At 62.9% G+C, this 24,134-nt stretch carries 19 protein-coding genes; 9 read left to right on the top strand and 10 right to left on the bottom strand.

From position 1 onward, the window contains the following. Window positions 1–30: 30 nt before the first annotated feature. From dld to INT40_RS13425, 4 genes are all read right to left on the bottom strand, one after another. Window positions 31–1,740, bottom strand: coding sequence for a D-lactate dehydrogenase (dld, locus tag INT40_RS13440; RefSeq protein ID WP_193096250.1), 1,710 nt, complete (start codon window positions 1,738–1,740; stop codon window positions 31–33). An 81-nt stretch (window positions 1,741–1,821) separates the two neighbouring features. Then, window positions 1,822–3,171 carry a replication-associated recombination protein A gene (locus INT40_RS13435; protein WP_193096249.1) on the bottom strand — a complete coding sequence of 450 codons (1,350 nt, stop codon included), beginning with the start codon at window positions 3,169–3,171 and terminating at the stop codon, window positions 1,822–1,824. A gap of 96 nt (window positions 3,172–3,267) precedes the next feature. Further along, window positions 3,268–4,536, bottom strand: coding sequence for an MFS transporter (locus tag INT40_RS13430; RefSeq protein WP_319021993.1), 1,269 nt, complete (start codon window positions 4,534–4,536; stop codon window positions 3,268–3,270). After that, a complete protein-coding gene (locus INT40_RS13425) occupies window positions 4,533–5,213 on the bottom strand; it encodes a GntR family transcriptional regulator (RefSeq protein ID WP_193096248.1) in 681 nt (226 codons plus the stop codon). Before INT40_RS13425 ends, INT40_RS13430 begins: the two co-directional genes overlap by 4 nt. Before the next feature lie 269 nt (window positions 5,214–5,482). Here INT40_RS13425 and INT40_RS13420 point away from each other — a divergent pair, with 269 nt between their 5' ends. Next, the gene (locus tag INT40_RS13420) at window positions 5,483–5,749 is read left to right on the top strand and encodes a hypothetical protein (RefSeq protein ID WP_193096247.1); all 267 of its coding nucleotides are present in this window, start codon (window positions 5,483–5,485) and stop codon (window positions 5,747–5,749) included. Between the two features lie 38 nt (window positions 5,750–5,787). On the opposite strand, the gene INT40_RS13415 is transcribed toward INT40_RS13420, so the two are convergent. Continuing rightward, window positions 5,788–7,566: an FAD-dependent oxidoreductase gene (locus tag INT40_RS13415; protein WP_226831319.1), complete on the bottom strand. Its 1,779-nt coding sequence runs from the start codon at window positions 7,564–7,566 to the stop codon at window positions 5,788–5,790. A gap of 77 nt (window positions 7,567–7,643) precedes the next feature. Between INT40_RS13415 and INT40_RS13410 the strand changes: the two genes are divergently transcribed. Next, window positions 7,644–8,618, top strand: a complete 975-nt coding sequence (locus INT40_RS13410; protein ID WP_101573276.1) for a LysR family transcriptional regulator — start codon at window positions 7,644–7,646, stop codon at window positions 8,616–8,618. Between the two features lie 494 nt (window positions 8,619–9,112). On the opposite strand, the gene INT40_RS13405 is transcribed toward INT40_RS13410, so the two are convergent. After that, window positions 9,113–10,096 (bottom strand): LLM class flavin-dependent oxidoreductase, encoded by a 984-nt coding sequence (locus INT40_RS13405; protein WP_101573345.1) that lies wholly within the window; start codon window positions 10,094–10,096, stop codon window positions 9,113–9,115. A 145-nt stretch (window positions 10,097–10,241) separates the two neighbouring features. On the opposite strand from INT40_RS13405, the gene INT40_RS13400 reads away from it, so the two are divergent. Together INT40_RS13400 and INT40_RS13395 are read left to right on the top strand one after the other, a co-directional pair. Continuing rightward, window positions 10,242–10,667, top strand: a complete 426-nt coding sequence (locus INT40_RS13400) for a MarR family winged helix-turn-helix transcriptional regulator (protein WP_101573272.1) — start codon at window positions 10,242–10,244, stop codon at window positions 10,665–10,667. Further along, window positions 10,660–12,051 (top strand): MFS transporter, encoded by a 1,392-nt coding sequence (locus tag INT40_RS13395; RefSeq protein ID WP_101573270.1) that lies wholly within the window; start codon window positions 10,660–10,662, stop codon window positions 12,049–12,051. The genes INT40_RS13400 and INT40_RS13395 overlap by 8 nt, the downstream gene beginning before the upstream one ends. 235 nt (window positions 12,052–12,286) lie before the next feature. Here INT40_RS13395 and INT40_RS13390 read toward each other — a convergent pair whose 3' ends face one another. Continuing rightward, window positions 12,287–12,937, bottom strand: coding sequence for a copper resistance protein CopC (locus tag INT40_RS13390; RefSeq protein WP_101573268.1), 651 nt, complete (start codon window positions 12,935–12,937; stop codon window positions 12,287–12,289). Window positions 12,938–12,970: 33 nt separating this feature from the next. Next, window positions 12,971–13,486, bottom strand: a complete 516-nt coding sequence (locus INT40_RS13385) for a low molecular weight protein-tyrosine-phosphatase (protein WP_101573266.1) — start codon at window positions 13,484–13,486, stop codon at window positions 12,971–12,973. A gap of 106 nt (window positions 13,487–13,592) precedes the next feature. On the opposite strand from INT40_RS13385, the gene INT40_RS13380 reads away from it, so the two are divergent. Continuing rightward, entirely contained in the window at window positions 13,593–15,539 is a 1,947-nt protein-coding gene (locus INT40_RS13380) for a M13 family metallopeptidase (protein ID WP_101573264.1), read from the top strand. Between the two features lie 80 nt (window positions 15,540–15,619). On the opposite strand, the gene INT40_RS13375 is transcribed toward INT40_RS13380, so the two are convergent. Next, the gene (locus tag INT40_RS13375) at window positions 15,620–17,131 is read right to left on the bottom strand and encodes a DUF1684 domain-containing protein (RefSeq protein ID WP_257930193.1); all 1,512 of its coding nucleotides are present in this window, start codon (window positions 17,129–17,131) and stop codon (window positions 15,620–15,622) included. A gap of 181 nt (window positions 17,132–17,312) precedes the next feature. Here INT40_RS13375 and INT40_RS13370 point away from each other — a divergent pair, with 181 nt between their 5' ends. The 3 genes from INT40_RS13370 (at window position 17,313) to INT40_RS13360 (ending at window position 21,561) form a co-directional block, all read left to right on the top strand. After that, window positions 17,313–18,650: a M18 family aminopeptidase gene (locus INT40_RS13370; RefSeq protein ID WP_193096246.1), complete on the top strand. Its 1,338-nt coding sequence runs from the start codon at window positions 17,313–17,315 to the stop codon at window positions 18,648–18,650. Window positions 18,651–19,011: 361 nt separating this feature from the next. Beyond that, window positions 19,012–19,782: an amidohydrolase family protein gene (locus tag INT40_RS13365; protein ID WP_193096245.1), complete on the top strand. Its 771-nt coding sequence runs from the start codon at window positions 19,012–19,014 to the stop codon at window positions 19,780–19,782. 48 nt (window positions 19,783–19,830) lie between these two features. Continuing rightward, complete coding sequence (locus INT40_RS13360; RefSeq protein WP_193096244.1) at window positions 19,831–21,561, top strand: ABC-ATPase domain-containing protein; 1,731 nt, start codon at window positions 19,831–19,833, stop codon at window positions 21,559–21,561. Between the two features lie 45 nt (window positions 21,562–21,606). Here the strand turns inward: INT40_RS13360 and INT40_RS13355 are convergent, their stop codons facing one another. Continuing rightward, entirely contained in the window at window positions 21,607–23,073 is a 1,467-nt protein-coding gene (locus INT40_RS13355; protein ID WP_193096243.1) for an MFS transporter, read from the bottom strand. Between the two features lie 164 nt (window positions 23,074–23,237). Between INT40_RS13355 and INT40_RS13350 the strand changes: the two genes are divergently transcribed. Beyond that, a complete protein-coding gene (locus INT40_RS13350) occupies window positions 23,238–24,134 on the top strand; it encodes a TetR/AcrR family transcriptional regulator (RefSeq protein ID WP_193096242.1) in 897 nt (298 codons plus the stop codon).

Genomic DNA, 24,134 nt, shown 5'->3' with positions numbered 1-24,134 from the left:
GCTTGATCGCTCAGCAGCACGTGCCTACGGTCAGGCCCAATTCTTGTGCGGCGAGGTGTCACCGACACCGGGGTTGAAGACATTGCACGGGTCGAGTTCCTTGAAGTGAGCTTCCATCTCCGGCGGCACACGGTAGAGGCGACCGTAGTTGTGCTCGGCAGGAACCGCGGCACCTCGTTCCTCAAGCAGCGCCATCATCTGCTTCTTCAACGCGACCGGGTCGACACCCTTCTTCGCCACGTGGTCCTGATGGAGGACGTGGCAGAAGAAGTGACCATAGTAGGAGCTGATGTGCAGCTGCTCGGCGATCTCCGGTGGCAGCACCTCGAGCCAGTCATCCTCGTCCCGACGCAGTGCGACATCGAAGGTGATCATGTCCGACGAGTCGTCACGGTTGAGGTTGAAGTACCGGGTTGCCGCGCTGGCGGCACCGAAACGGTGGAGCATGGCCGATTGAGCCTCATCGGCAGTGCAGATGAAGAAGTCACCGTCATGGCTCGCCTCGGCGAAGAAGGTCGTGAGGAACTCCTCGGTCCTCTGCTTCTGGTCACCGCTGACGACAAGCAGAAGGTGGTGTTCGAAGCGGTCGCGGTACTCCAGCATTCGGTCCGGCAGCTGCTGCGGCAACAGGCTGAACGCGCCTTGGGCGATGGAATCGGCGACTGTCTGGCCGAAGAACGGCAGTTTCGCGAAGACCCCGTTCGCCCAGTTCTTCAACGCGAAGAGCTTGATCTGTTCGCGGCTGCCGGCGTGCTTGACGGAGACGAACGTGTCCTTGCCGTACTTCTCGGCGAGATCGAAGGAGGGCCGTCCCATGTACTCGCCGGAGATCGGCAGCGGCATGTCCGAGGTCAGTATCGCCCGGCGCAGGGCCTCGAGCTCGGCGGGGCTGTCGGTGCCGATGTAGAAGGTCGTCGATTCCTTCTGCTTGGGGAAGGTGCGGGTGCGCACGGCGAAGACCATGAGCTTGCCCGCCGACCCGGATGCTTCGTGGAGGAATTTCGGGTTGGCGTTGTAGCGTGCGGGAGAATCGGCGATCTTGCGGACGTGCTCGCCGTATTCGGTCTCCGTGGCGTCCTCCGGCGGCGGCGTGACATCCGCGGGAGCCCAGTCGCCGCGCTGGAGCTTGTCGAGGATGTGCGCGGGATCATCGCCGAGGCTGATGCCCAGGTGATTGACGAGCTCGACCTTGCCTTCGTCGTTGACTCGGGCGAAGATCGAGTGCTTCGTGAACGCCGGACCCTTGCGGATCTGGCTGCCTCCGGAGTTATTCGCGATGCCACCGACGACCGACGCACCGATCGAGGATGAGCCGATGACCGAATGTGGTTCACGGTCGTGGGCGGCCAGGGCGTCGTCGAGTTCGAAGAGCGTCGAGCCTGCCAGGCAGACGGCTTCACGAGCGTCGTTGATGAGGTGGATCTCGTTGATGCGCAGCGTCGAGATGATGACGATCTCACGGTCATAGTCCTGATCGCCGGGTCCCGACCCTCCGGTCAGTCCGGTGTTCGCCGACTGCGGGATGACGATGAGGTCGTGATCGACGCAGACCTGCAGGGCCCGCCACATGTCGACGAGGCTGCCCGGCTTGAGGACGGCGAGCACATTGCCGCCGCCGAAGCGATTGCCTTTGGCGAATGGTGCTGTCGCCCGGGCCGAGGTGAGCACGTGGTGTTTGCCCATGATGTCGTTGAAGGCGCTGACGGCTGGTGACGGCTTCTGGCGTGATTGTCCGAGCATGGTGTCGATCCCTATCTGGTCGTTGCGAGCTGTTGTCGTCGTTGAATATCGTCACTGGGCGCGCCGAGGTGACCTCCGTGCTCAGATCTCGGTTCCGTCGTCGTCCTGCGCTTCCTGGTCTTTCTCGTCTTCCTGCATCCGCCTCTCAGCACGCAACCGGTGCCATTCGGCCAGTTTTTCGGCGATGACGCGTTCGTAGCCATTGCCGGTGGGCCGGTACACCCTCTGCGGCTCCATATCCTCGGGAAAATAGTTCGCCCCCGAGAAACCTCCGGGCCGGTCGGGATCGTACTCGTATCCTTCTCCATAACCGAGATTCTTCATCAGCTTCGTCGGGGCGTTGAGGATATTTGCCGGTGGCATGCGAGACCCCGTCTGCTTCGCGAGCTTCTTTGCTGCGTTGAATCCACGGTAGACGGCGATGGATTTCGGTGCGGTTGCGAGATAGACGACGGCTTGGGCGATGGCGAGCTCACCTTCTGGAGATCCGAGACGCTCGTAGACGTCCCATGCCGCCAGCGCCTGCTGGACGGCTTGCGGGTCGGCGATCGCGATGTCTTCGTTGGCGAACCTCACCAGACGTCGGGCGATGTAGAGCGGATCTTCACCCCCGTCGAGCATTCGTGCCAACCAGTACAGTGACGCGTCTGGGTCGGAGCCGCGCATCGCCTTGTGCAGGGCGGAGATGAGGTTGTAGTGGCCTTCCTGGCCTTTGTCGTAGATCGGTGCGCGCTGCTGAACCAGCTCGGCTAAGGCAGAAGGGTCAAGTGTCCCGCTGACTGTTTGGAGCTGTTCGATGAGGTTGAGCAGGTATCGACCGTCACCGTCGGCCATCGCCACCATCGCCTGCCGGGCCTGCGCGTCAACAGGAAGTGATCTTCCCGTGGCCGCTTCGGCACGTTCGATGAGTGTGGTCAGTGTCTGCTCGTTGAGTCGGCTGAGGACGAAGACCTGGGAGCGGGAGAGCAATGCTGAGTTGAGTTCGAAGCTGGGGTTCTCCGTGGTCGCACCGACGAGCACGACCGTGCCGTCTTCCACGTAGGGGAGGAAGGAATCCTGCTGGGCGCGATTGAAGCGGTGGATCTCGTCAACGAACAGCATCGTGCCCTGGCCGATCTCGCGGCGCTTGGCAGCTGATTGGAAGACTTTGCGGAGTTCGGCGACACCGGAGAAGGTCGCTGAAACCGATTCGAAGACGAGGTTTGTTCGCTCAGCGAGGAGTCGCGCAATGGTTGTCTTCCCACAGCCTGGTGGCCCCCACAGCACCATGGAGACCAGTCGGCGTTCGTCGACCATCCGGCCGATGGGGGCGTCCTGTCCGAGCAGGTGCTCTTGTCCGAGCACGTCTTCGAGTGTCTTCGGGCGCAATCTATCGGCAAGGGGACGACCTGCCTCGTCAGGTTCAAACAGTGACGGCGGTTCCTGGCTCACAGTGGCTCCTCCATCGTCATCGATTCGTCTGCGTGGTGAGGATTCCGTTTTCATCCTAGTTGCCCGTGGCAAGGGTCGTCGGTCGGTCCGCGTCTCTCACCCCGGCCGGTTCGAGGCGCGCGCCACAGCGCCAAGACAGAGCAGGCAGATCACGGCGACCCCAGCCAAGGAGCGGCTGTAGGGCATGACCGGCAGCAGCGCCGCGAGCACAGTGGGCAGCAGGAACCCGGAGTAGGCCAGCGAATAGTAGACGCCGGTGATGCCGGCCAGGTCGTCCGGTTCGGCGATGGCCTGGACGATGACCAGACCGGCCACCACGCAGATGCCGTAGGCGATGCCGAGCACGATGGCCACGACCAGGGCGAGGACTGGATCCGCGACCAGGGACGCGACCACGGCGAGCGCCATCCCGAGGGTCATGAGCACGAGGCCGACGACGAGTGCGCGCCCGCCCGTCCACCGGTTGATCCGGGGAACGCTGTTCTGCACGAGCGCCCCGGCACCGAGGGTGACGACGGTGAGCACGGTTGCGTAGAGGGTCGTCCACTCCCCCAGTTCGTCCTGGACCAGTGCCGGCATCACAGCGTAGGCGATGCCCGCTGCACCGAAGACCCAGGGAGCCGCAGGGGCAATGAGGCGCACGAACGTGCGGTGTCCCACCAGGGGAACGCGCAGGCCTCTCCACCAGTGTTGAGAGCGCCGCTGTTCCCGCGACAGAGATTCCGGCGCGGCGAACAGGATGGCCAGGGCCACGATGCTGAGCAGTCCGTGCACCGCATAGGGTGTCGCCTCGGGGACTGGCCCCCATTGTGCCAGGCATCCGGTGACCGCGGCACCGACGGCGAATCCCAGGGTCAGAGTCAGTGCCGGGCGGCGAGCGCCTGCTGTGATTCCGGCCTTGTGGTCGAAAGGCGGCATCGAGAGTTCCTTGATCCAGCTCGTGCCCACCGACATCGCCACGCCGACGCCCGCACCGGCGAGCACCCGGCCCAGACACAGAAGCCAGAAGAGGTCGAAGCCGATGCCGAGGAGCACACTGCCGACCAACGCCGCAATGGTGCCGACTATGAGCACGGGTTTGCGTCCGCGACGATCCGATATCGCCGAGGCGATCAGAAGTCCCGGGATCAGCCCGCCGACGTACATGCCCAGGAGAAGATTGGCCTGCCAGACCGCGTATCCTCCATCTTCCTCGTACATATGGACGAGCGGGGTGAAGTGATTGCCGCCCCATGCAAGCAGGAAGATGGCAGGTGCAACGCGAAGCCAGGCACCGCCTCGGCGACGGACGGGTTCAGGGGGCATCGCTGTCGGGCCTGGCGTCGGCGTGGCCGAGTCTGAGGTCACCGCTGGATCGGGTGTCACCGGGTCCGGTTCTGCTGGAAGTGACCGTGATCGATGTGCTGGCGGACGAGTCTCGTAAATCGTGGGGAATCTCCTTGGCGGGCGCATTCGGTGAGCTGTTCGTGGTCGGCGAAGAGGTCTTCGAGAGCCGAGGGCAGATCGATGACGGCCTGGTAAGTCAGGCGAGCCAGGCGGGGGCCGATGGTGGAGAGCAGTTCGTCGGTGACCGCGTTCCGGCCGCTGCGAATGATGCGGGCATGGAAGGCGTAGTCACTGCTCGCGAAATCCAGTGAGGAGTCGCCGCTCAGAGCCTCGCGCTGCCGACCAAGGAGGAACTGCAGGTCCGCCGCCAAGGCCTCCATCACCTCGGCGTCGGCACTCAGGGCATGGACTGCGTCGATTTCGAACATGGCGCGCACGGCCAGCAGGTCCCGCCGCTCTTCGCCGGTGACCGTTGTGACGATGGCCCCTTTCTTGGGCACGAGGCGGACCAAGCGCCACCGCTCGAGTTGGAGCATAGCCTCCCGGGCCGGGGTGCGGCTGGCCTTCTGCGCCTCGGCGAGATCAGCCTCGGTGAGGAGCATTCCAGGTTCATACCGCTGTTCGATCACCTCACGAGCGGCCCAGGCCGCCATCCGCGCAGCGATCGGAGAAGCGTCGTCGGTGGTCTCCCAGGGCAGCGTCAGCAGATCATTCACACACCCAAACTATCAGATGCATGCATTGATAGATGCATCAAGTTCGGACCGAAGCAATGCGACCTTGGACAGGACGCTCAGCTCGCCGATCGGCAGGCAGCGCCAGTAATAAGGACAATGTCGACAACACAGAATGCGTCATATTGTGTACTCAACGAACCTTGTCGGTTACTATGGTCTGCGGCGCCATTCAAGCGCTCAATGCCGAGCACATTAGCGGAGGAGATTCCCGGGCACCCACGAGCTGGGTATCCGGTGATGTGATCAACGTGGAATCAGTAGTCTGGAGCGCTATCGCCCTCAGCTTCATCGCCGGAATGCTGTCGAAAGCTCTGCCCCGAGTCCCGGGTGCACTCGTGGCCGCCGCGTGGGGAGCCGTTTCAGTGGCAGCAACCGGAGTCTTCTTAACCACAGACACCACCGACGCGGGCCTGGAAATCGTCGCCATCGGACACCTGGCCACCTTCTCGGCCTTCCTCACAGGCTTCACGATGATCAGCCTGGTCGGAGACTGGAAGCGCGAGCTCGCCGCCTGAAGGACCCTCGCGGAGAGCTCGCGCTCGAAGGTTCCGACTCACTCGACGAGCTTGCCGACCTGGCTGATCTCGTCATCTCGCATGAGCTCGGCAACCTCGGGATCGACTGCTGGAATGCTCTCCTGCACGACTCCAGTGGACGGTGACCACACGAGGTTGACCTGCAAACTCTCGTCCTGTTCGGGGTAGTCGCTGCGATTGTGGCAGCCGCGGGTCTCCCTGCGTTCGAGTGCGCATTCCAGGGTTGCCCGAGCCGCCAGTGCCGAGGACTTGAGGTCGAAGGCGTGTGAGAGATCGGAGTAGCCGGCGATATCCGGGTGAATTCCGACCTCACCCATGCGTACCTCGATGCCGGCGAGTTTCTCGAGTCCTTCCAACAATCCAGCCTCATCGCGGACGACTCCGGCATGCTCGGTCATGAGATTGCGGATCTCGCGCTGCAGCGCCCGGACATTCTCCGTACCCTCGGAAGCCAGGAGATCATCGATCTCAGCCCGCGCCTCGGCGATGGCAGACCGCGACCGCACCTGCGCACCCAACTCTGATGAGTACGCGACGGCGGACTTTCCGACGATGCGGCCGAAGACGAGGAGTTCGATGAGCGAATTGCCGCCGAGGCGATTGGCTCCATGCAGCCCGGATGACGCTTCGCCGATGGCCCACAGCCCTTCGACGTCGGTGCTGTGCTCGACCGGGTCGACCCACACCCCGCCCATCGAATAGTGCGCGGTCGGGGCGATCTCGATGGGGCTGACGGTGATGTCGAGCATCTGCGTTTCCATCATCGTCTGGAACACGCGCGGCAGGCGGTTCATGATGGTCTCGCGCGGCAGGTGGGAGACATCGAGCCAGATGCCGCCGTTCTCCGTCCCGCGGCCCTCGGCGATCTCGGTGTAGGCGGCCAGAGCTACGCGGTCGCGGGTGGAGAGTTCCATGCGTTCTGGATCGTAGCGTTCCATGAACCGCTCCCCCAGTGCGTTGCGCAGAATTCCGCCCTCACCGCGTGCAGCCTCGGAGACCAGTGTTCCGGCGGCGTTCTCGGGTTCGATGATGCCCGAGGGGTGGAACTGGACGAGTTCGGCATCGCGCAGACGGGCTCCGGCTTCGACGGCCAGGCGGAAGGAATCACCGGTGTTCTCGTCGCGACGTGATGAGGTGCGGCGCCAGATCCGGTTGTGCCCACCAGCGGCGAGGATGACCGCGTCGGCATGGATCCGATACCGGGAGCCGTCGACGATGTCGAAGCCGAAGGCGCCGAAGATGCGCCCGTCGGCGACGAGGAGTTTGGTGATGTAGACGCGGTCGAGGATGGGGACGTTTAGGGCCTCGGCACGATGAATGAGGGTGCGCTGAATTTCGAGTCCCGTGTAATCGCCGGCGAAAGCGGTGCGACGCCAGGTATGGGCGCCGAAGAAGCGCTGCGAGATCCGACCGTCGTCCTCCTTCGCGAAGTCCATTCCATATCGCTCCAGGTCAGCGATTCCCTGTTCGGCTCCTTGGGTGACGATTTCGACGGTGCGGGGGTTGGCGAGGTCATAGGATTCCTTGATTGTGTCGGCGGCGTGCTGCTGCCAGGAGTCGTCGGGGTCCATCGTGGCCAGGGCCGCGTTGATGCCGCCGGCCGCCAGCGAGGTGTGGGCGTCGTCCTTGGGTCGCTTGCCGACGGCCAGGACATCGGTGCCGGATTCGGCGACCTCGATTGCGGCCCGAAGACCGGATCCGCCGGTTCCGATGACCAGCACCGAGGTGGAGATCGTGTGTTCGTGTGTGCGGGAATTGCCCTGTGTGGTCTTCGAATTCTGTGCTGTGGAGTTCATGTTTTCCACGCTAGGCTCGACCACCTCATGCGTCCAATGTATTGTTTCGCTCAACTCGATAGCGGTACGCTATCAGCATGAATCTGGAACAGCTCGCGAGCTTCGTCGAGGTCGCCAACACCGGTCATTTCACGAAGGCCGCCGCCACTCTTCACCTGGCGCAGCCGTCACTGAGTCGGCAGATTTCGACGCTGGAGAAGGAGCTCGGCTCCGAACTCTTCCATCGCGCCCATGGACACATCAGTCTCACCGCCGCGGGTGAGACACTTCTGCCGAGTGCACGACGGATGCTCGCCGACGCCGAGGCGGTGCGCCGTGACATGGATGAGCTCGCGGGCCTGCGCAAGGGTCGCATCCGCCTGGGTGCGACGCCGACCTTGTGCGTCAGCCTCGTCGCCGAGGCGATCAGCAACTTCCATCAGGAGCATCCCGGGGTCGGGCTCGAGCTGGTCGAGAAGGGATCGCGGGAGCTCATTGAGGCGCTGGGTACGGGTGAGTTAGACCTTGCGCTCATCACGCGGACGCTGAGTCCGAGTGCGCAGATGCCGCGGCTGCGGATGCAGGGGGTGCTCAGTGAGGATCTGGTGGTGATTGCTGCCACGGAGGCAGGTGAGCCGCTACCGTCCGACGGTCGGGGCAGGTCCGCGCTCCTGCCAGGTGACACGGTGACTCTGGCGGAGGTCGCGGCACTCCCCCAGGTGCTGTTCCATCACGGATACGATCTGCGCGAAGCCACCTCGGCGGCCTTCGACGCCGCAGGACTGGCGCCGAATATCGTCGTCGAGGGCGCTGAGATGGACGCGGTGCTGCGGTTCGTCGAGCGCGGCCTCGGCGTCGCCATTGTTCCCGCCATGGTCCTCGTCGACCGGCCCCAGCTGGTCTCAGCACAGCTGGTGGAGCCAAGCCTGAATCGGACGGTCAGCCTCGCCGCCCGCGGCGACGTACGGCCGACCAGAGCCGCCTCGGCGATGGAGACAACGATCCTCTCGACTGCGAGGGTACTGGCCGAAGAGGATGCCGGCCTGGCGGCGCATGTGCGGCTGGTGGGGTGAGGCAGGTTGTTCACCGTCGAATGTTTCAAGTCCGCGCACGGCCTTGATAGCGTCAACGACCTCAATCGAGCCGCCTACAAACGTGTCGATTGTGTCGATGTCGTTGTAGATGCACCACGACTGATCGGCTGGCCATACGAGACTGACGGGACCATATTCGGCGTCGAGTTCGTTCAAGTCACGTAGAACAATCGAGCATTTGGCATAGGTGCGCCCTCTGTATCGGAACGGTTCGCAGCCAGACGGTTCCTCGTCGTTCGCCCACCCTTCCCATATGCAGGCAGACACTCGAGTTTCGACGTATTCAGCAAGCGCGTTCGCGATGAGAAGGGTGAAGACTTCGCTGCAGGTGTGACCCGTCAATATCGGATGCACTGCACGAAGGCCCACCTGAAAACAGGGCAATTCGGCAGAACCGATGGAGCCGAGCTTGTCGAGAACGGTCGGCCTCGCCAAGCGAGCGGACGTGCGCCCGGTCAGGTGAAACCTCTCGATCAGAACCAGGCGTCGGCGAGCAGCTTGAGCGAACGCTCCGCCACTGCAGGGTCGTAGGCGTAGGTGACGGTGATGAGCTCATCGGCACCGGTGCGCTCGACGAATTCCGACATCTGACGGGTGGCCGTCTCTGGTGAGCCGACGGCGCTGATCGCCAGCATCGGGCTCTCACCGCCTCGGGGCAGCTCACTGGGATCGACCGGCGGCTGGAGGTGGCGTCGACGGCCAAGAGCGATGTCGGTGAACATCTGCTTCACCGTGGTGAACTCGCGCTCTGCCTCCTCGTCCGTCTCGGCGACCAGCACATTGATGCCGGCCATGACATAGGGTTCGTCGATCTGTGCGGTTGGGGCCTCGGTGGTGAAGGAATCCCTATAGACACGGATAGCCTCATCGATCTGATTCGGTGCGAAATGCGAAGCCAGGGAGAACGGCAGACCCAGCTGACCGGCGATCGACGCGCCATTCATCGTCGAGCCGAGCACCCAGATGGGCACCTCCGTGCCGACGGAGACCGCGGACTCGATCGGTGCCGTGTGCGCCTTGCCTTCGGCGCCGAACCACCCCTGCATGTCATAGATGTTCTGTGCGAAGTCCTGCGGTTCGGCCGAGGAGCGGCTCAGTGCCTGTGCCGTCATCCCGTCGGTGCCGGGCGCGCGGCCAAGCCCCAGATCGATGCGATCGCCGTGGATGTTGGCCAGTGTTCCGTACTGCTCGGCGACCATGAGCGGAGCATGGTTGGGCAGCATCACTCCGCCTGAACCCACACGGATCTTCTCGGTCACCGAGGCTGCCTGAGAGATGAGCAAGGCCGTCGCACTGGCGGCCAGTCCCATGGTGTTGTGGTGCTCGGCGAACCAGAGACGGGAGTAGCCGAGCTCATCGGCCAGGCGTGCGGCACGCATCGAGGTGTCGATGGCCTCGCGGGCGGAGGATCCGTCACGGATCGGGACGAGGTCGAGAATATTCAGTGGAACGGACAAAGCGATGCGGTCCTTCGGTCGAGCGTCGAGAAAGTTCAAAGATCAGCTTCCTGGGACAACAGCCGCTCGACATGGTTCTATTCCATCTCACACGCGAGGCCACAATAGACAAGTAGATTGATCAATTTATTTGTACAATGGGGCAATGCCCGATCCGAACCTTGCCGCCGAGTTCCGCAGTGCGCTCCGCCCACTCATCCGCCGCTTCTACTCGGAACGGACGACCTCGCGCGGGAAGTCCGGCATCCTCACTCACCTGAATGAGCGGGGACCTGCCACCGCATCCGAACTCTCAGCGACAGAGAGGATCACACCGCAGGCAGTCGCCGTGGCTCTGCGCGAATTGGAAGATCTGTCGTATGTCGCACGCTCACGCGACGAGGTCGACCGACGCAAGGTCCGCGTCCAGATCACCGAGACGGGGCGCATCGCACTCGAACGCGAACATGCGGCCGGCACCCGGTGGCTCGCCGATGCTCTTGTCGAACATCTCGATGACTCCGAACGCGCGACGCTGTCAGCTGCCGTGCCCGTGCTGCGCAAACTCATGCGGGAGGCTGCGGATGAGTGAGCCCGAACCAGGCGGACGGCTGCTCCCCGCACTCATCTATGCGGCATTGTCGACGGCGATCGTCAGCTCGCTGGGCATGCTGCTCGTCCCGACGATCTCCTCCGAATTCCACGTCGCGATCAGCGCCGCCCAGTGGATGCTCACGATCAATCTGCTCGTCGGCGCAATCGTCACCCCGGTGATGGGCCGCCTCAGCGATGGCCCACACAAGAAGAGACTCCTCCTCGGCGCTCTCACAATCATCCTCGTGGGTTCGGTGATCGCCGCTTTAGCGACCAACTTCGCCGTCTTCCTGATCGGGCGTGCGCTGCAAGGACTCAGCTACGGCATCGTGCCCATGACGATCGCACTGGCACGGCGCTATCTGCCTGCGGAGAAGAGCACGCGCGGCATCGCCAGCCTGTCGGTGACCGTGTCGACGGGAATGGGCATCGGGTACCCCCTGACGGGACTCATCGCGGGATCCCTCGACTATCAGTTCGCGTTCTGGTTCGCTGCGCTCTTCGTTGCCACAGCCATGGTCGTGGTGATCGTCGCCGTCCCATCGGGACCGGACACGCAGGCGCCGCGAGTCCGCTTCGACGTACCAGGTGCGACAGTGCTCGCCTTCGGGCTCGCGGCGCTGCTGCTCGGGGTCAGCGAAGGAGAGATCTGGGGCTGGGCCACCCTGCCGACCCTGAGCTGCTTCGCGGTCGCGATCATCCTGCTCACGATCTGGGTCCTGCTAGAACTGAGGGTGAAGTATCCGCTGATCAATCTTCGGGTCCTCCGCAGCCCGGATGCTCTCGTCGCAAACCTCACGGCCATCACACTCGGCACGGTGATGTACATGGTGCTGTCGATCGGCAGCATCATCGCACAGGCGCCGAGCGAGACCGGATACGGTGTCGCCCTACCGGTGTTCTGGGCCGGGTTCGTGATGCTGCCGTTCTCGGTCGGAAGCTTCCTCGCCAACCGCCTCGTGCGACATCTGACGAAGCGGATTCGAATGACCACCCTACTGCCGCTGGGCGCGACACTGGTCACCGCGTCATCACTTCTGCTGCTCTTCGCCCATACCCAACTCTGGGAGATCCTTGTCGGGATGTTCGTCGTCGGCATGGGTGTCGGCACCACCTATGCAGCGATGCCGGCGCTCATCGCCCGCACCGTCGCGACAGAGGAATTGGGTAGTGCGGTCAGCTTCAATCAGGTGCTGCGTACCGTCGGCGGTTCCTTCGGCAGTGCGATCTCCGGCGCGGTGCTTGCTGCGCACTTGGGTGCTGATGGCCATCCGAGCGCGAACGGCATCTTCCTGGCCCTCGCGATTTCAGCGATCGGATGTGTCGCGGTGCTGATCGGCTTGCTCGCCGACCGGGTGCGCGGGGCGGGCGCTCAACGCTGAGGCAAGAGTCGCCCTCACCGCTGGAGCACCTGTGTCCAGGCGAAACCCGCATCGTTGGCAGGCAAAGAATGGTCCCGGAAGCGTTCACTTCCGGGACCATGCTCAGCTCGGAATACTCTGCCCTGGCCGATCGCCTCTCGGTCGATCAACGCTCAGTCGGTTTTTCACGTCGCCGAGGACGACATTTTCCGACGCCGCGTTGCTCGAGAGGGGTTCTTCTGCGAAAGCCTGCAGCTCACTCGTCCTTCGGACCGTCTCCCGAGTCATCACTCTTGGTGGTGCCGGGCAGGCCCTGTGCCTTGCGGCGCATGAGGAGGATGACGATGATGATGATGGCCAGACCGCCGACACCCAGCAACACGATCATCGGTGTCGACATACCGGAATCGCTTCCGGTCGATTCGCCGATCTCGCCGCGCTCTTCGGTGTCCTTGCCCGGCTCGTCGACGACGCCGCCGCCGAGTCCGGCCTGTGAAGATTCTTCGACCGCACCGCCGGCGCCCTCGGCGTCAGAGATGGTGAAGTCGAAGTCACCGGAGATCGGGTGACCGTCCTGCGACACCACGCGCCAGGTGACTTTGTAGTCGCCGGGCTTGAGGTTGTCGGGCAGTGCGACGGTGAGCTTCTTGCCGTCGACAGCGAGCTCACCAGCAGAGACGTTCTTGCCGTCGATGACGACCTTGACCTCGGAGCCGACCTCCTGGACTTCACCGGAGAAGGTCATCTCAATCCATTCCGGCTGCTGGTCGACCGTCGATCCATCTTCGGGATTCGAAGACACGAGCTGGTCGTGAGCACTGGCCGGGGCAAAAGCAAAGACACTCAAGGCAGCCACCAGCAGGGCAGCGAAGCCGAGCCTGAGGGCGGGCCACGTGGTTCGAGTCATGTCAGTTTTCTCCTTCAACAATTACCTTCAGTATCACCGAGTCTGCTCGGCCAAAGAGTGTAGATAGTCTGTGATTCCCGGCACGGACACTTCAATTGTCTCAAGAGTTTCTTCGAATTTCTTCAATTCCCCTGCCCACGGGTCCTCAACGTCCGGCGCCGGGGCATCAACGGCCTCCTCCTGAGACACTCGCGGATCGAATTCGCGCAGCATATGCAGCCGTGGGCGCGCCTCGGCGGGGAGGTCTCCGATGAGGTTCTGCAGGGCACGGTAATGTCTGCGGGTCATCGCGATGGCCACGTCACGTTCGGCCAACCAGTCGGGCGTGATCTGCCGGGCGACATGATCCTCGGTACGGTACCCGGCCGTGCGCAGCACCCGCGCCTGGGTGGGGTCGATGGGGTTGCCGGCTTCCTCATCACTGATGCCGGCGGAATCAACAACCGCCTCGGCGTCGTTGAGTTCCAGATGATGCTGGAGCACACGTTCGGCCGTGACCGAACGACAGATATTGCCCGTACACACGAACACCACGGATGCCATCTTCATACGATTCTCCTGATCGATCCGATACCCGCAACGGCTGCGAGACACCGGCGCATCCGCACCGGTAACTTCTGACCGTTCTGCCTACTGATCACGATACTGTTGCACCATGACTTCTGAAACACCGACCGCTTCGGCGCGCCCTCAGGACGATCTGTTCCGCCACATCAACGGCGAGTGGATCGACTCGTTCACCATCCCCGACGACCGTGCCGGCGACGGCGCCATGCGCGAACTCTTCGACACAGCTGAGACCAAGGTCCGCGACATCATAACCGCCGTCTCCGACGCCCCGCAGGAGCCGGGCAGCGAAGGCCAGAAGGTCGCCGACGTGTACTCCTCGTTCATGGACCTCGACCAGATCAACTCGCTGGGCGTGACCCCTCTTCGCTCCTCCTTCGCCGCCATCGACGCCGCTGAGGACAAGTCCGAACTGGCAAATCTGCTGGGTCGCCTCGAAGTGGAAGGCATCGGCGGGGTCCTCGACGGCGGCGTCACCGCCGATGCGAAGGACTCCGACATCTACGCCCTCTACCTCCACCAGGGAGGCATCTCCCTGCCCGACGAGGACTACTACTTCAACGACGACCACGCCGAGGTGCGTGTGAAGTTCGTCGATCATGTGAAGAAGATGTCCGCCCTCGGTGGGATCGGTGCCAAGAGCAACGTCTCCGACGCCGAGGTGGCCGCCAAGGTGATGGCGTTCGAAACCTCCCTGGCCCGCCACCACTGGGACCGGGTCGCCTGCCGTGACGCAGAGAAGACCTACAACAAGGTCAGCCTCGACGAACTGCGCGAACTGGGTCCCGGCTTCGACTTCGACTCCTGGTTCGCGGCACTGGCCGCCGACGTCGATGAGGAACTGAGCTACGTGGTCATCGGCCAGCCCTCCTTCGTCACCGGCATGGCCGAGGTGTGGGACCAGACCGACATCGAGACGATCAAGACCTGGTTGCGCTTCTCCGTCCTCTCCGCCAACGCCGCACTGCTGACCGATGAGATCGTCGAGGAGAACTTCGACTTCAACGCCCGCACCCTCTCGGGCACCCCGGCCCTGCGGGAACGCTGGAAGCGCGGTGTCGGACTGGTGCAGGGTCTCCTCGGCGAGGCTGTGGGCAAACTCTACGTCGCGGCCGAGTTCCCGCCGGAGGCCAAAGCGGCGATCGACCACCTCGTGGCGATGCTCATCAGGGCCTACGACAAATCGATCAACGAGCTCGACTGGATGAGCGAAGAGACGAAGAAGAAGGCCCTGGTCAAGCTCTCGAAGTTCACACCGAAGGTCGGTTACCCCGAGGTGTGGCGCGAGTATCCGGCCGCGATCGACTCCTCTGACCTGGTGGGCAACGTCCGCCGCTGCGCCCGCGCCGAGCATGCGCGCCAGATCAAGCGCATCGGCAAGGAGATCGACCGCACCGAATGGCTGATGACGCCGCAGACCGTCAACGCCTACTACCACCCGGTGATGAACGAGATCGTCTTCCCAGCCGCGATCCTGCAGCCCCCGTTCTTCGATGCCTCCGGTGATGTGGCAGCGAACTTCGGTGCCATCGGCGCGGTCATCGGCCACGAGATCGGCCACGGATTCGATGACCAGGGTTCACGCTATGACGGCGACGGCAACCTCGTCGATTGGTGGACGGCCGAGGACCGGGAGCGCTTCGAGGAGCGCACCAATGCCCTCATTGCTCAGTACGAGGCGCTGGTACCGGCAGGTCTGGATTCATCACAGCACGTCAACGGTGCGCTGACCGTGGGTGAGAACATCGGTGACCTGGGCGGACTGTCCATCGGCTGGAAGGCTCTTGAGCTGGAGCTGGAACGTGAGCCGACGTCCGACGAGGCTGCAACGTTCTTCGAAGCCTGGGCGAAGGCCTGGCGGGCGAAGATGCGCACCGAAGAGCGCGTGCGACGGCTGAGCATCGACCCGCACGCACCGGAGGAGTTCCGCTGCAATCAGGTCGTGAAGAACATGACCGCCTTCCACGACACCTACGGCGTGGGTGAAACCGACGGCATGTACCTAGCTCCTGAAGAGCGCGTCACCATCTGGTAGGCGCTGTTTAGGCAGGCTTCCTCCCGGCAACCCTCCGGGCGCTGGGCAACCTTTAGTGGACCACTCCACAGCGGGGTTGCTCAGCGGTGCTGGCGGATGAGGCAGACCATGCGATAGTCGAACTCTTCCCAGCTCTTGATCGGGGCATCTGCGTACATCGCGGCCTCAAACTCGTCGAGCTCATGGAAGTCCGATTCCAGCGGGATGTCGTAGGGCATCTCGACGTAGAGAAGTCCGCTGACATCGGTATGCACGACGTCGAATCCGACATTCTTCGGCGCTAACTCGTTGTTCATCACGATGAGCAGTTTGCCTTCGGTGCCCGCGTACTCTTCCTCGATGTTGTCGACGTATCCCTGGGATTCGTGCAGTTCACGCTGTGCTCGGATGACGAATTCGGCGTAGGCGCCGATGCCGATGACGGGGATCCGAGAGGTCAGGGCTTCGGTCGCGACCTTGACCATCCGTGACCTCGCCTTGCGCGTCAGTGGGGTGACGTCGCCTCCGGACATGGCGACGCCGTCGAAGCCGACCAGCGATTGTGCGATGTCGTCGTGGTTCGGGTTGTGCATTGTGATATCGAGTCCGAAGCGGGCGTACCACGGCCGGGTCACCTTCGCGCTTTCTTCGTCCCACCACACGTAGAAGAGGAACGGCACATTGATGCCGGCTTCCGAGAAGTAGAACGGCGGGGTGCGCTCTCCCGCGGTGACTTCGAAGGGAACGACATTGCCCTCAATCGGTGCGGGGCAGGTGGCGAAGGCGGTGAACGCGAACGGGTAGTTCACGGCTCGGTTGAAGTCGACGACGAGTGAACCGTCATGATTCGGGACGCCCAAGTCGAGGGTTCTCCACGCCGGGGTGGTCACGCCATTCGTGGAGTCGTGGAAGTCCAGCTGCAGCCCGCTGGCGGGGTTGCCTGTGGCCAGAAGCTTCACCTCGCCGGCTTCGCTCGTGAAGGAAACTACTCCCACGGCCGGGGTCTCAACGTTGAGGCCATCCTGCGCTGTGTTGATCTTGTGCACTTCAGGCGTCTCAAAGGGAGTGAACTTCGCTAAGAACACGAAGCTGGGGTCCGGATCGAAGACCGGAACTTCGAAGAATTTGCCCAGCAGCGGCGACTTGGAATCCCGGACGCGGATTCCGATGCGACCTGCCCGGTCGATGAGTTCGTAGAGCACATTGCCGACAGTGAACCACTGAAGGGATCCTCCGGTGGGCAGCTTCGCGCTGAATCCATTCTCCTCGACCCGCACTTCAGGTCCTGAGATCTCTGGGATCTTCGGCAGAATCGTGGTGTCGCTCGGTACCGATGCCGAGCTGGAAGGGGACGCGTCGTTGGTGCTCGGGCCCGCCTCGGCGGACTTACTCATGAGGTCGAAGGTCGCGGCAGCAGGACCGGCCTTGGTCCCAGGTTCCAGTGCCACGCTGACCCAGCCATCGTCGACGGTGAAGGTGCCGGGTGCGTCCGGCCAGGTCGTGGTCTCGTCGAGCCAATGCAGGCCGGACACGCTAAGCCAGCCGAAGGGAGTCGCCAGTGCCGAGTTCCTAGAATCCCGCCATGTGTTCCATTCGGTCACGAACTGGTTCACGTCGCACACTCCTTGCATTGCATTGCGTTGCTCCTCGGCGCTGGTACTCGGGCGATGGGCGATGAAGCCCGAGCGGCCGATGGCTCCTGTGGCACTGGATTCTTACCCTCCGTCGTCTCGACGCGGACTCGAAGACCAATGCCCTTGTAGCCAAAGCTACCGCAAACGATAGGCTGTGGAAATGAGCACATCGCCCGTGACACCACGTACGAAAACCCAGGTCGCAGCCGATCTGACGGACTTCATCAGTTCTTCTCCCAGCTCCTATCATGCCACCGCGACGGCGGCCGCACGATTGGAGTCCACTGGTTTCCGCCGACTCAAAGAGCGCAAGATTTGGGAACTCGAGCCCGGCCAGGGCTATTACGTCATCCGCGACGGCGCAATCATTGCATGGCGAACTCCAGCGAGCAAAGCTGATGTCTCCGGTGCTGATTCGGGTGGGTCGTCGGCTACGATTCCAGGTTTTCGCGTGTTCGGTTCTCACACGGATTCCCCAGCCTTCAAGCTCAAACCGGGCGAGGAATTCACTGCCGAAGGAACTCGTCAGATCGGCGTCGAAATCTACGGCGGACCACTGCTCAATTCGTGGCTCGATCGGGAACTGGCGCTGGCCGGGCAGCTCAGCCTCGCCGACGGTTCCGTCGTCCTCGCACAGACTCCGCCCATCGCACGGATCCCGCAACTGGCCATCCACCTCGATCGCCAGGTCAATGATGGTCTGACGCTGGACAAGCAACGTCACACCACTCCGATCATCGGCCTCGCGGATCTGGCTGAAGCCGATGTCATCGAGATCCTCGCCGCCTCCGCCGAGGTCGATCCTGAGCAGGTCGTGGGACACGACGTCTACACGATCCCGGTTCAGTCCCCCGGGCTCTTCGGTGCCCGGGAAGAATTCTTTGCCGCACCGAGGTTGGATAACCTGTTGTCTGTCCACGCCGGTATCAGCGCCTTAGTGGAAGTCGATGCGGCGGCGCTGGATTCCGTCGCGCTCTTCGCCGGATTCGACCACGAGGAGATCGGGTCGAACTCACGCTCCGGTGCATGTGGGCCTTTCCTCGCCGACGTCACCGAACGCATCATCGCTTCCTTGTTCCCGGAATCAACGCGCAGTGACTATTTGGCGTCGCTGGCTTCGTCGATCTGCGTATCCTCCGACGCAGGTCATGCCGCCCACCCGAACTATCCGGAGCGTCATGATCCCCATGTTCGCCCCCACCTCGGCGGCGGTCCGCTGCTGAAACTCAATGCTCAGCAGCGCTATGCCACTGACGCTGTGGGCACGGCCGCCTGGTCGCAGGCATGCGCGGCGGCCGGTGTGGAGTACCAGAACTTCGTGTCGAACAACGCGATGCCCTGCGGGTCGACGATCGGCCCCCTGACCGCGGCCCGCCTGGGTATGACCACCGTCGATGTGGGCCCGGCACTGTATTCGATGCACTCGGCTCGCGAAATGGTCGCCATCGATGATGTGGTGGCGCTGGGAGCGGCGGCGAAGGCGTTCCTGCAGGGGTGAGCGCTGGAACTGTTCCAACGGTTTGGCCCTACTCGGCTTGGTCCATCGTGTTGGCACCAGCACTCGTCATGTAACCAAGTTGCGGAACAGTACACGGGTTGCAACTTGTGTACTGTTCCGCAATCTGACGCAGCCGCCGGAAGCCACCGACGCCCAGCTGCTGGCTGCGTCCAGTCTGCTTCCTTCTAGGCGGTCAGCTCGACGCCGTTCCGCTACCGACACAGCGCCGCGCGGCTACAGGATCAGCGCCGCCCGGTTACAGGACGCTGGCGAACAGCAGTTGAAGCGTGCCCCTCCGGGCCCACGTGGCCACCCTTTGAGATGAAACATGACTTGCTGGAAACGAGGGTAAATTAGAGCCATGAATTCTCCGACTCCGGTCTTCGACGCGCACCTGCACATCATCGATCCGAAACATCCTCTCGTCGAGAACAACGGCTACCTGCCGGACCCCTTCACGGTCGAGGACTATCTCATGCGCATCAGCGGCCTGGGTATTGCCGGCGGAGCAGTGGTCGCCGGGTCATTCCAAGGGTTCGACCAGTGCTACCTTGTCGATGCTCTGAGCATTCTTGGTCCCGACTTCGTCGGCGTGACCCAGCTTCCCACCGACACATGCGACGAACGCATCCTCGAACTCGACCGCGACGGTATAAAAGCACTGCGCTTCAACGTCGCCCGAGGAGGCTCCGCAATCTTGGACGACATGGAACATATGGCTCGTCGCGTCCATGACCTCGCCGGGTGGCACTCGGAGCTTTACATCGATGCCCGCAGCATCGACGAGGATCTGGGTGAGCGCATCGCCGGACTGCCCGCGGTGAGCATCGATCATTTCGGCATGCACCGCGACGGACTGCCGGCCCTTCTGCGCCTGGTCGAACGAGGAGTCAAGGTGAAGGCGACAGGTTTCGGCCGTGTCGAACTCGATCCCGCCGCCACGATGCGAGCCATCGTCGACGTCGACCCCTCAGCGCTCATGGTAGGTACGGACCTGCCGTCGACCAGAGCTCCTCGAGCGTTCGAGAACTCAGATTTCGAGATCATCCGTGACACTCTGTCACCGGAGGAACTCACCGCCGCGTGCTGGGACAACGCCGCGGAATTCTATCTGGGACGCACCCGCGACTGATCCCACAGCCTTGGCCTCTGTTGACCTCGATCAAGTAGCATTCCACGGATGAACTCCCAACGATCGAATCTCGCCTCCACCCTGCACAGCCTCGATGGTCGCAGCTACGGAATCTACAAGCAGATCCGTGGCAGCTACGAGTTCGGGCCGGTCACCGTGTTCATCGACCGGGTCCAGGTCGACCCTTTCGCCTCCCCGTCGAAGGTCCGGGTCAGGATCGACCGCGCCGAGGCGGGGTTCCCCACTGACATCACCAGCGAACGCGCAGATCGCATCGCGGCCGCCGACTTCCTCTTCCGCGTCGGCGATTCGTTCCTGCACCGCAACGGTCGGCGCTCGATCATCCTCGGACGCCCGGGACAAGAGGTGCTTGAGCGCACCAATGTCGTCATCGATGACGAAGGCTTCGAGGCACGTCTGCTCGTCAATCTTCCGGCTCGCGGCAGACGTATCTTGGGCCACCAGGCCGCGGACATCCTCACTCGCGATCTCCCTGAACTCGCTGAGGCCATGTTCGTCCATGCCAATCTGCCCCAGGTCGATAAGGCAAACAGCGGTCGGCCCGGTCAGGTCAACGGCAGCCAGGCCGGTGAAAATCTGCGCGAACATGTCCAGCTCCACAGGGATCAGCTGGAACTGCAGAACCACCTCGGCGAGGCAGGTCTTCTCGCGTTCGTCGGCAACGGTGCGATCCTGCCGAGGCAATCCGGGGATTCGGATCTGCCGATGGAGTCGAACGCTGTGGCCTTCGCCAGCCCGAGTTCACTCGAGCACACCGTCACACTCTCGAACGGACGCAGTCTCACAGGCATGGCGATCCCTCGTGGTGTCACAGTCATCGTCGGCGGCGGCTATCACGGCAAGTCGACGATTCTGCGCGCTCTCGAGCGCGGCGTCTACCCGCATATTGCAGGCGACGGCCGGGAATGGGTCATCACGGAACCCAGTGCCACCTCCATCCGGGCCGAGGACGGTCGCGCCGTGACCGGCGACGACATCTCGCCCTTCATCAACAATCTGCCATCCGGCACTGACACGAGAGCCTTCACCACGACGAACGCGAGCGGGTCCACCTCACAGGCAGCCAACCTCGTCGAAGCTGTGGAAGTCGGTGCACGTTCACTGCTCATCGACGAGGACACCTCGGCGACGAACTTCATGATCCGCGACGACCGAATGCGCGCACTCATCCCCGCCGACCGCGAACCCATCACCCCTTTCGTCGACCGCATCCGTCCACTGTTCACCCACCGAGGCGTCTCCACCGTGCTGGTCGCCGGTGGATCGAGCGCATTCTTCGAGGTCGCCGACCATGTCATCGCCCTCGACGCCTACGTGCCCCAGGAAGTCACCGAGAAGGCGCACGAACTCGTGGGTATGAAATCAGCCGATGACACAGGAGAAGTGTTCACCACTCCGCAGCCTCGAGTCCCCACGGCGAAGGCACTGCGTCCCAGCTCGAAGACGAAGTCGGCGAAGGCGAAAGGGCTCGGTCAGGTTCAGTTCGGCAAGGCCTTCATCGAACTGACCGCGGTGTCCCAGCTCGTCGACCCGCAGCAGACGACGGGCATCGCCGAGGCGCTTGAGTATATGGCCGAGATCTTCGACGACCGGACCTCACTGACTGAGGCTCTGGCCGAGGTCGAGGACATGCTTGATGCGCAGGGAGTCGACGGTCTGACCGGCAATCGCGATCATCCGGGGCATGTCGCCCGCCCCCGTGCACAGGAGATCGCGGCAGCGCTCAACCGTTTCCGGGGGCTGCGACTCATCGACTGAGCCGACTCTCCGGAGTCGACTCGCCTTCAGAACCGGGGCACCTGTTCAGTGCTCCTCGACCTCTTTCGAGTCGGTCAGGGTGCGAATACCGAAGATCGACATCACCAGCACGATGCCGGCAAGGACCGTGAACGAAATCTGCTGTGAGTGCACGAAGCCCGCAACCATTGCCGAATCCCAGGCACCCTGCGGCAGTGTGCTGCCGAGAACCGTGGCCATGATCGTGCCGACGATCGCGACGCCCACGGCGTTGCCGAGCTCCTGAGCTGTGTCATTGAGCGCCGATCCGATCGACGTGTGCGTCTCAGGAAGCGCACCGAGGAGAGCGACGGCACCGGTCGTCATGATCGTCCGCATCCCCATGGTCATGATGAGCATCCCGATCGCGCACCAGATGAATCCGTGCGTGAGAGCGAAGATCCAGACGACGAGGCTGATGAGGACGAGTGCGATACCGCCGATCGAGGTCTTGCGGTGACCGAAGCGCGCCATCGCGCGATCAACGAACGGGCCGGCAAGCAGCATGCCTGCCACGAATGGCAGGTTCGCCAACCCCGCCTGGAACGCCGACCATCCCCAGGCGAACTGGTAGAGCTGAGTCGAGACGAACATGACGCCCACCATGGCGATCATTGTCGCGGTCTGGAGGATCGCTGAACCACTCACGGTCGGCAGTGCGAGCAGTTTGAGATCGAGCATCGGGTCCTTGGCCGACTTCTCTCGCCAGATGAAGCCGATGAGGGACAGCACTCCGGCTGCGAAGATGATGATCGTCAGCGGTGCGCCCCAGCCGTTTTCAACCCCAGCGGTGAAGCCGTAGAGGAGAAAGCCCAGCGAGGCCACAGAAAGTATGCCGCCGGGGACGTCGGCATCACCTGCGCGCCGGTCAGCAGGGTCATCCTTGGCGATGCCGAACCGCACGCCGAGCCAGGCGATGAGCGCGACCGGTGCGTTGACCACTAGGAGTACTTGCCAGGGCCAGTTCGCGATCGCGAGTCCGGCAATTGTCGGACCGAGCGCGAAGCCGATCATTGAGACGACCACGATGAGGCCGATTGCCCTCGTCCGCAGATCGTCGCGGTCGAAGAGTCGAAATACCAGCGACATGGTCAATGGGGCGATGAATGCTGCGAAGATTCCTGACACTGCCCGCACCGCGATGAGCTGAGCGGGCGTGGAGACGAGCAGCACCGACAGTCCGGCAAGGCCGAAGAGCGCGAGACCGAAGAGGAGGGTCCGGCGGCGACCAAGCTTGTCACCCATTGTCCCGCCGACCATGAGCAGTCCGCCGAACGTCAGCGAATAGGCACCGACGATCCACTGCAGGTCAGATGGAGAAGCATTGAGGTCTCGCCCGATCGTCGGCAGAGCGACATTGAGAATCGAGTTATCGACCATCTCTACGAGCATGGTCAGGCACAGGGCGAGAAGAGCGGGCCAGGCAGCACGGAGACTCTGCGGTTTGGGTGCTCGAGTCTCGGCGATTGAGGAGGTAACAGAGGAGGAGGACATATGCGTCCTTTCGCGTGTGGGTGATAGTCGGCTGGATAGCCGGTGCGAAAATAACATCAGGATCGAACGACGCTCGATGATGGAACGCCGTTCGATTCATCGAACTATGTTCGAGAATAGAACGGTGTTTGGTTGAATGCAAATGGGTGGGTAGATTCAGAGACATGGATTCAGGTGCATCACGACGTTCGGTCCGAGATCTCGACACAGAAACAGAAAGTTCTGACAGCGGAGAAGATCAGAGCCCAGGTGACACGGGTGACCCAGGCGGCACGGGCGGTCCAGGTGACACCACCCCACGTCGTCGCGGCGGACGGGGAAAGCCCCGTTCCCGCGCCTCTCTCTCGCTCGAGACAATCATCGACGCAGCGATTTCGACCCTCGACACAGTTGGAGCGGAGAAGGTCACACTGAGGGGGCTGGCAGCCGAGCTGCAGAGCGGGGTGGCGAGCCTGTACTGGTATGCCTCGGGCAAAGATGAGCTCATGGCGATAGTCGCCGACGAGCTGCTGGGGCGCGCTCTCGAGGAGGCCTCGGCCCTCGAGGAGTCAGGGATGACCCGTCCGTCTACCTTTGCCGACTTCCCAGATCCCGAACCAGACACACGCACCAGCGACTCAACTGGTGAGGGGCTTGTGCAGATCCGGCGCCTGGTGCTGTGTCTCTTCATCCAGATGATTGAGCACCGCTGGCTGGCAGGGCAACTCATCAAAGCCGGACCCGATGAGCAGAACTCGCTGACATATTGGGAGCGGATCGGTCAGGCGCTGCAGAAGATGGAACTCAACGTCACCACACAGTTCCATGCCTCTCTGGCGGTCGTGAATTACGCATCCGGAATGGGGGCAGAAGTCTCACAGGGAGCCATCAACCGGGAGGCAGCGGTCGACGCCGAAGCAGAGTTCGCCGAGCAGGTTGACCACTGGTCGAGCTTCAGCCCTGAGCAGTTTCCGTTCGTCCATTCAGTGCTCGAAGAGTTCCAGAACTTCGACGACAAGTCGGAATTCGTTGCGGGCCTCGATCTTCTGCTGTCAGGGATCGAGCGCCAGACCTGGGGCTGA

It is taken from the genome of Brevibacterium sp. FME17 (genome assembly GCF_014897515.1).
Lineage (GTDB): Bacteria > Actinomycetota > Actinomycetes > Actinomycetales > Brevibacteriaceae > Brevibacterium.
This window is presented reverse-complemented; position numbering and strand designations above follow the sequence as displayed.

What these genes read in the sequence shown, in the direction of transcription:
- dld (WP_193096250.1), bottom strand. Translation starts at nt 1,740, where the DNA reads ATGCTCGGACAATCACGCCAGAAGCCGTCACCAGCCGTCAGCGCCTTC.
- INT40_RS13415 (WP_226831319.1), bottom strand. Translation starts at nt 7,566, where the DNA reads ATGAACTCCACAGCACAGAATTCGAAGACCACACAGGGCAATTCCCGC.
- INT40_RS13410 (WP_101573276.1), top strand. Translation starts at nt 7,644, where the DNA reads ATGAATCTGGAACAGCTCGCGAGCTTCGTCGAGGTCGCCAACACCGGT.
- INT40_RS13400 (WP_101573272.1), top strand. Translation starts at nt 10,242, where the DNA reads ATGCCCGATCCGAACCTTGCCGCCGAGTTCCGCAGTGCGCTCCGCCCA.
- INT40_RS13395 (WP_101573270.1), top strand. Translation starts at nt 10,660, where the DNA reads ATGAGTGAGCCCGAACCAGGCGGACGGCTGCTCCCCGCACTCATCTAT.
- INT40_RS13390 (WP_101573268.1), bottom strand. Translation starts at nt 12,937, where the DNA reads ATGACTCGAACCACGTGGCCCGCCCTCAGGCTCGGCTTCGCTGCCCTG.
- INT40_RS13385 (WP_101573266.1), bottom strand. Translation starts at nt 13,486, where the DNA reads ATGAAGATGGCATCCGTGGTGTTCGTGTGTACGGGCAATATCTGTCGT.
- INT40_RS13380 (WP_101573264.1), top strand. Translation starts at nt 13,593, where the DNA reads ATGACTTCTGAAACACCGACCGCTTCGGCGCGCCCTCAGGACGATCTG.
- INT40_RS13370 (WP_193096246.1), top strand. Translation starts at nt 17,313, where the DNA reads ATGAGCACATCGCCCGTGACACCACGTACGAAAACCCAGGTCGCAGCC.
- INT40_RS13365 (WP_193096245.1), top strand. Translation starts at nt 19,012, where the DNA reads ATGAATTCTCCGACTCCGGTCTTCGACGCGCACCTGCACATCATCGAT.
- INT40_RS13360 (WP_193096244.1), top strand. Translation starts at nt 19,831, where the DNA reads ATGAACTCCCAACGATCGAATCTCGCCTCCACCCTGCACAGCCTCGAT.
- INT40_RS13355 (WP_193096243.1), bottom strand. Translation starts at nt 23,073, where the DNA reads ATGTCCTCCTCCTCTGTTACCTCCTCAATCGCCGAGACTCGAGCACCC.
- INT40_RS13350 (WP_193096242.1), top strand. Translation starts at nt 23,238, where the DNA reads ATGGATTCAGGTGCATCACGACGTTCGGTCCGAGATCTCGACACAGAA.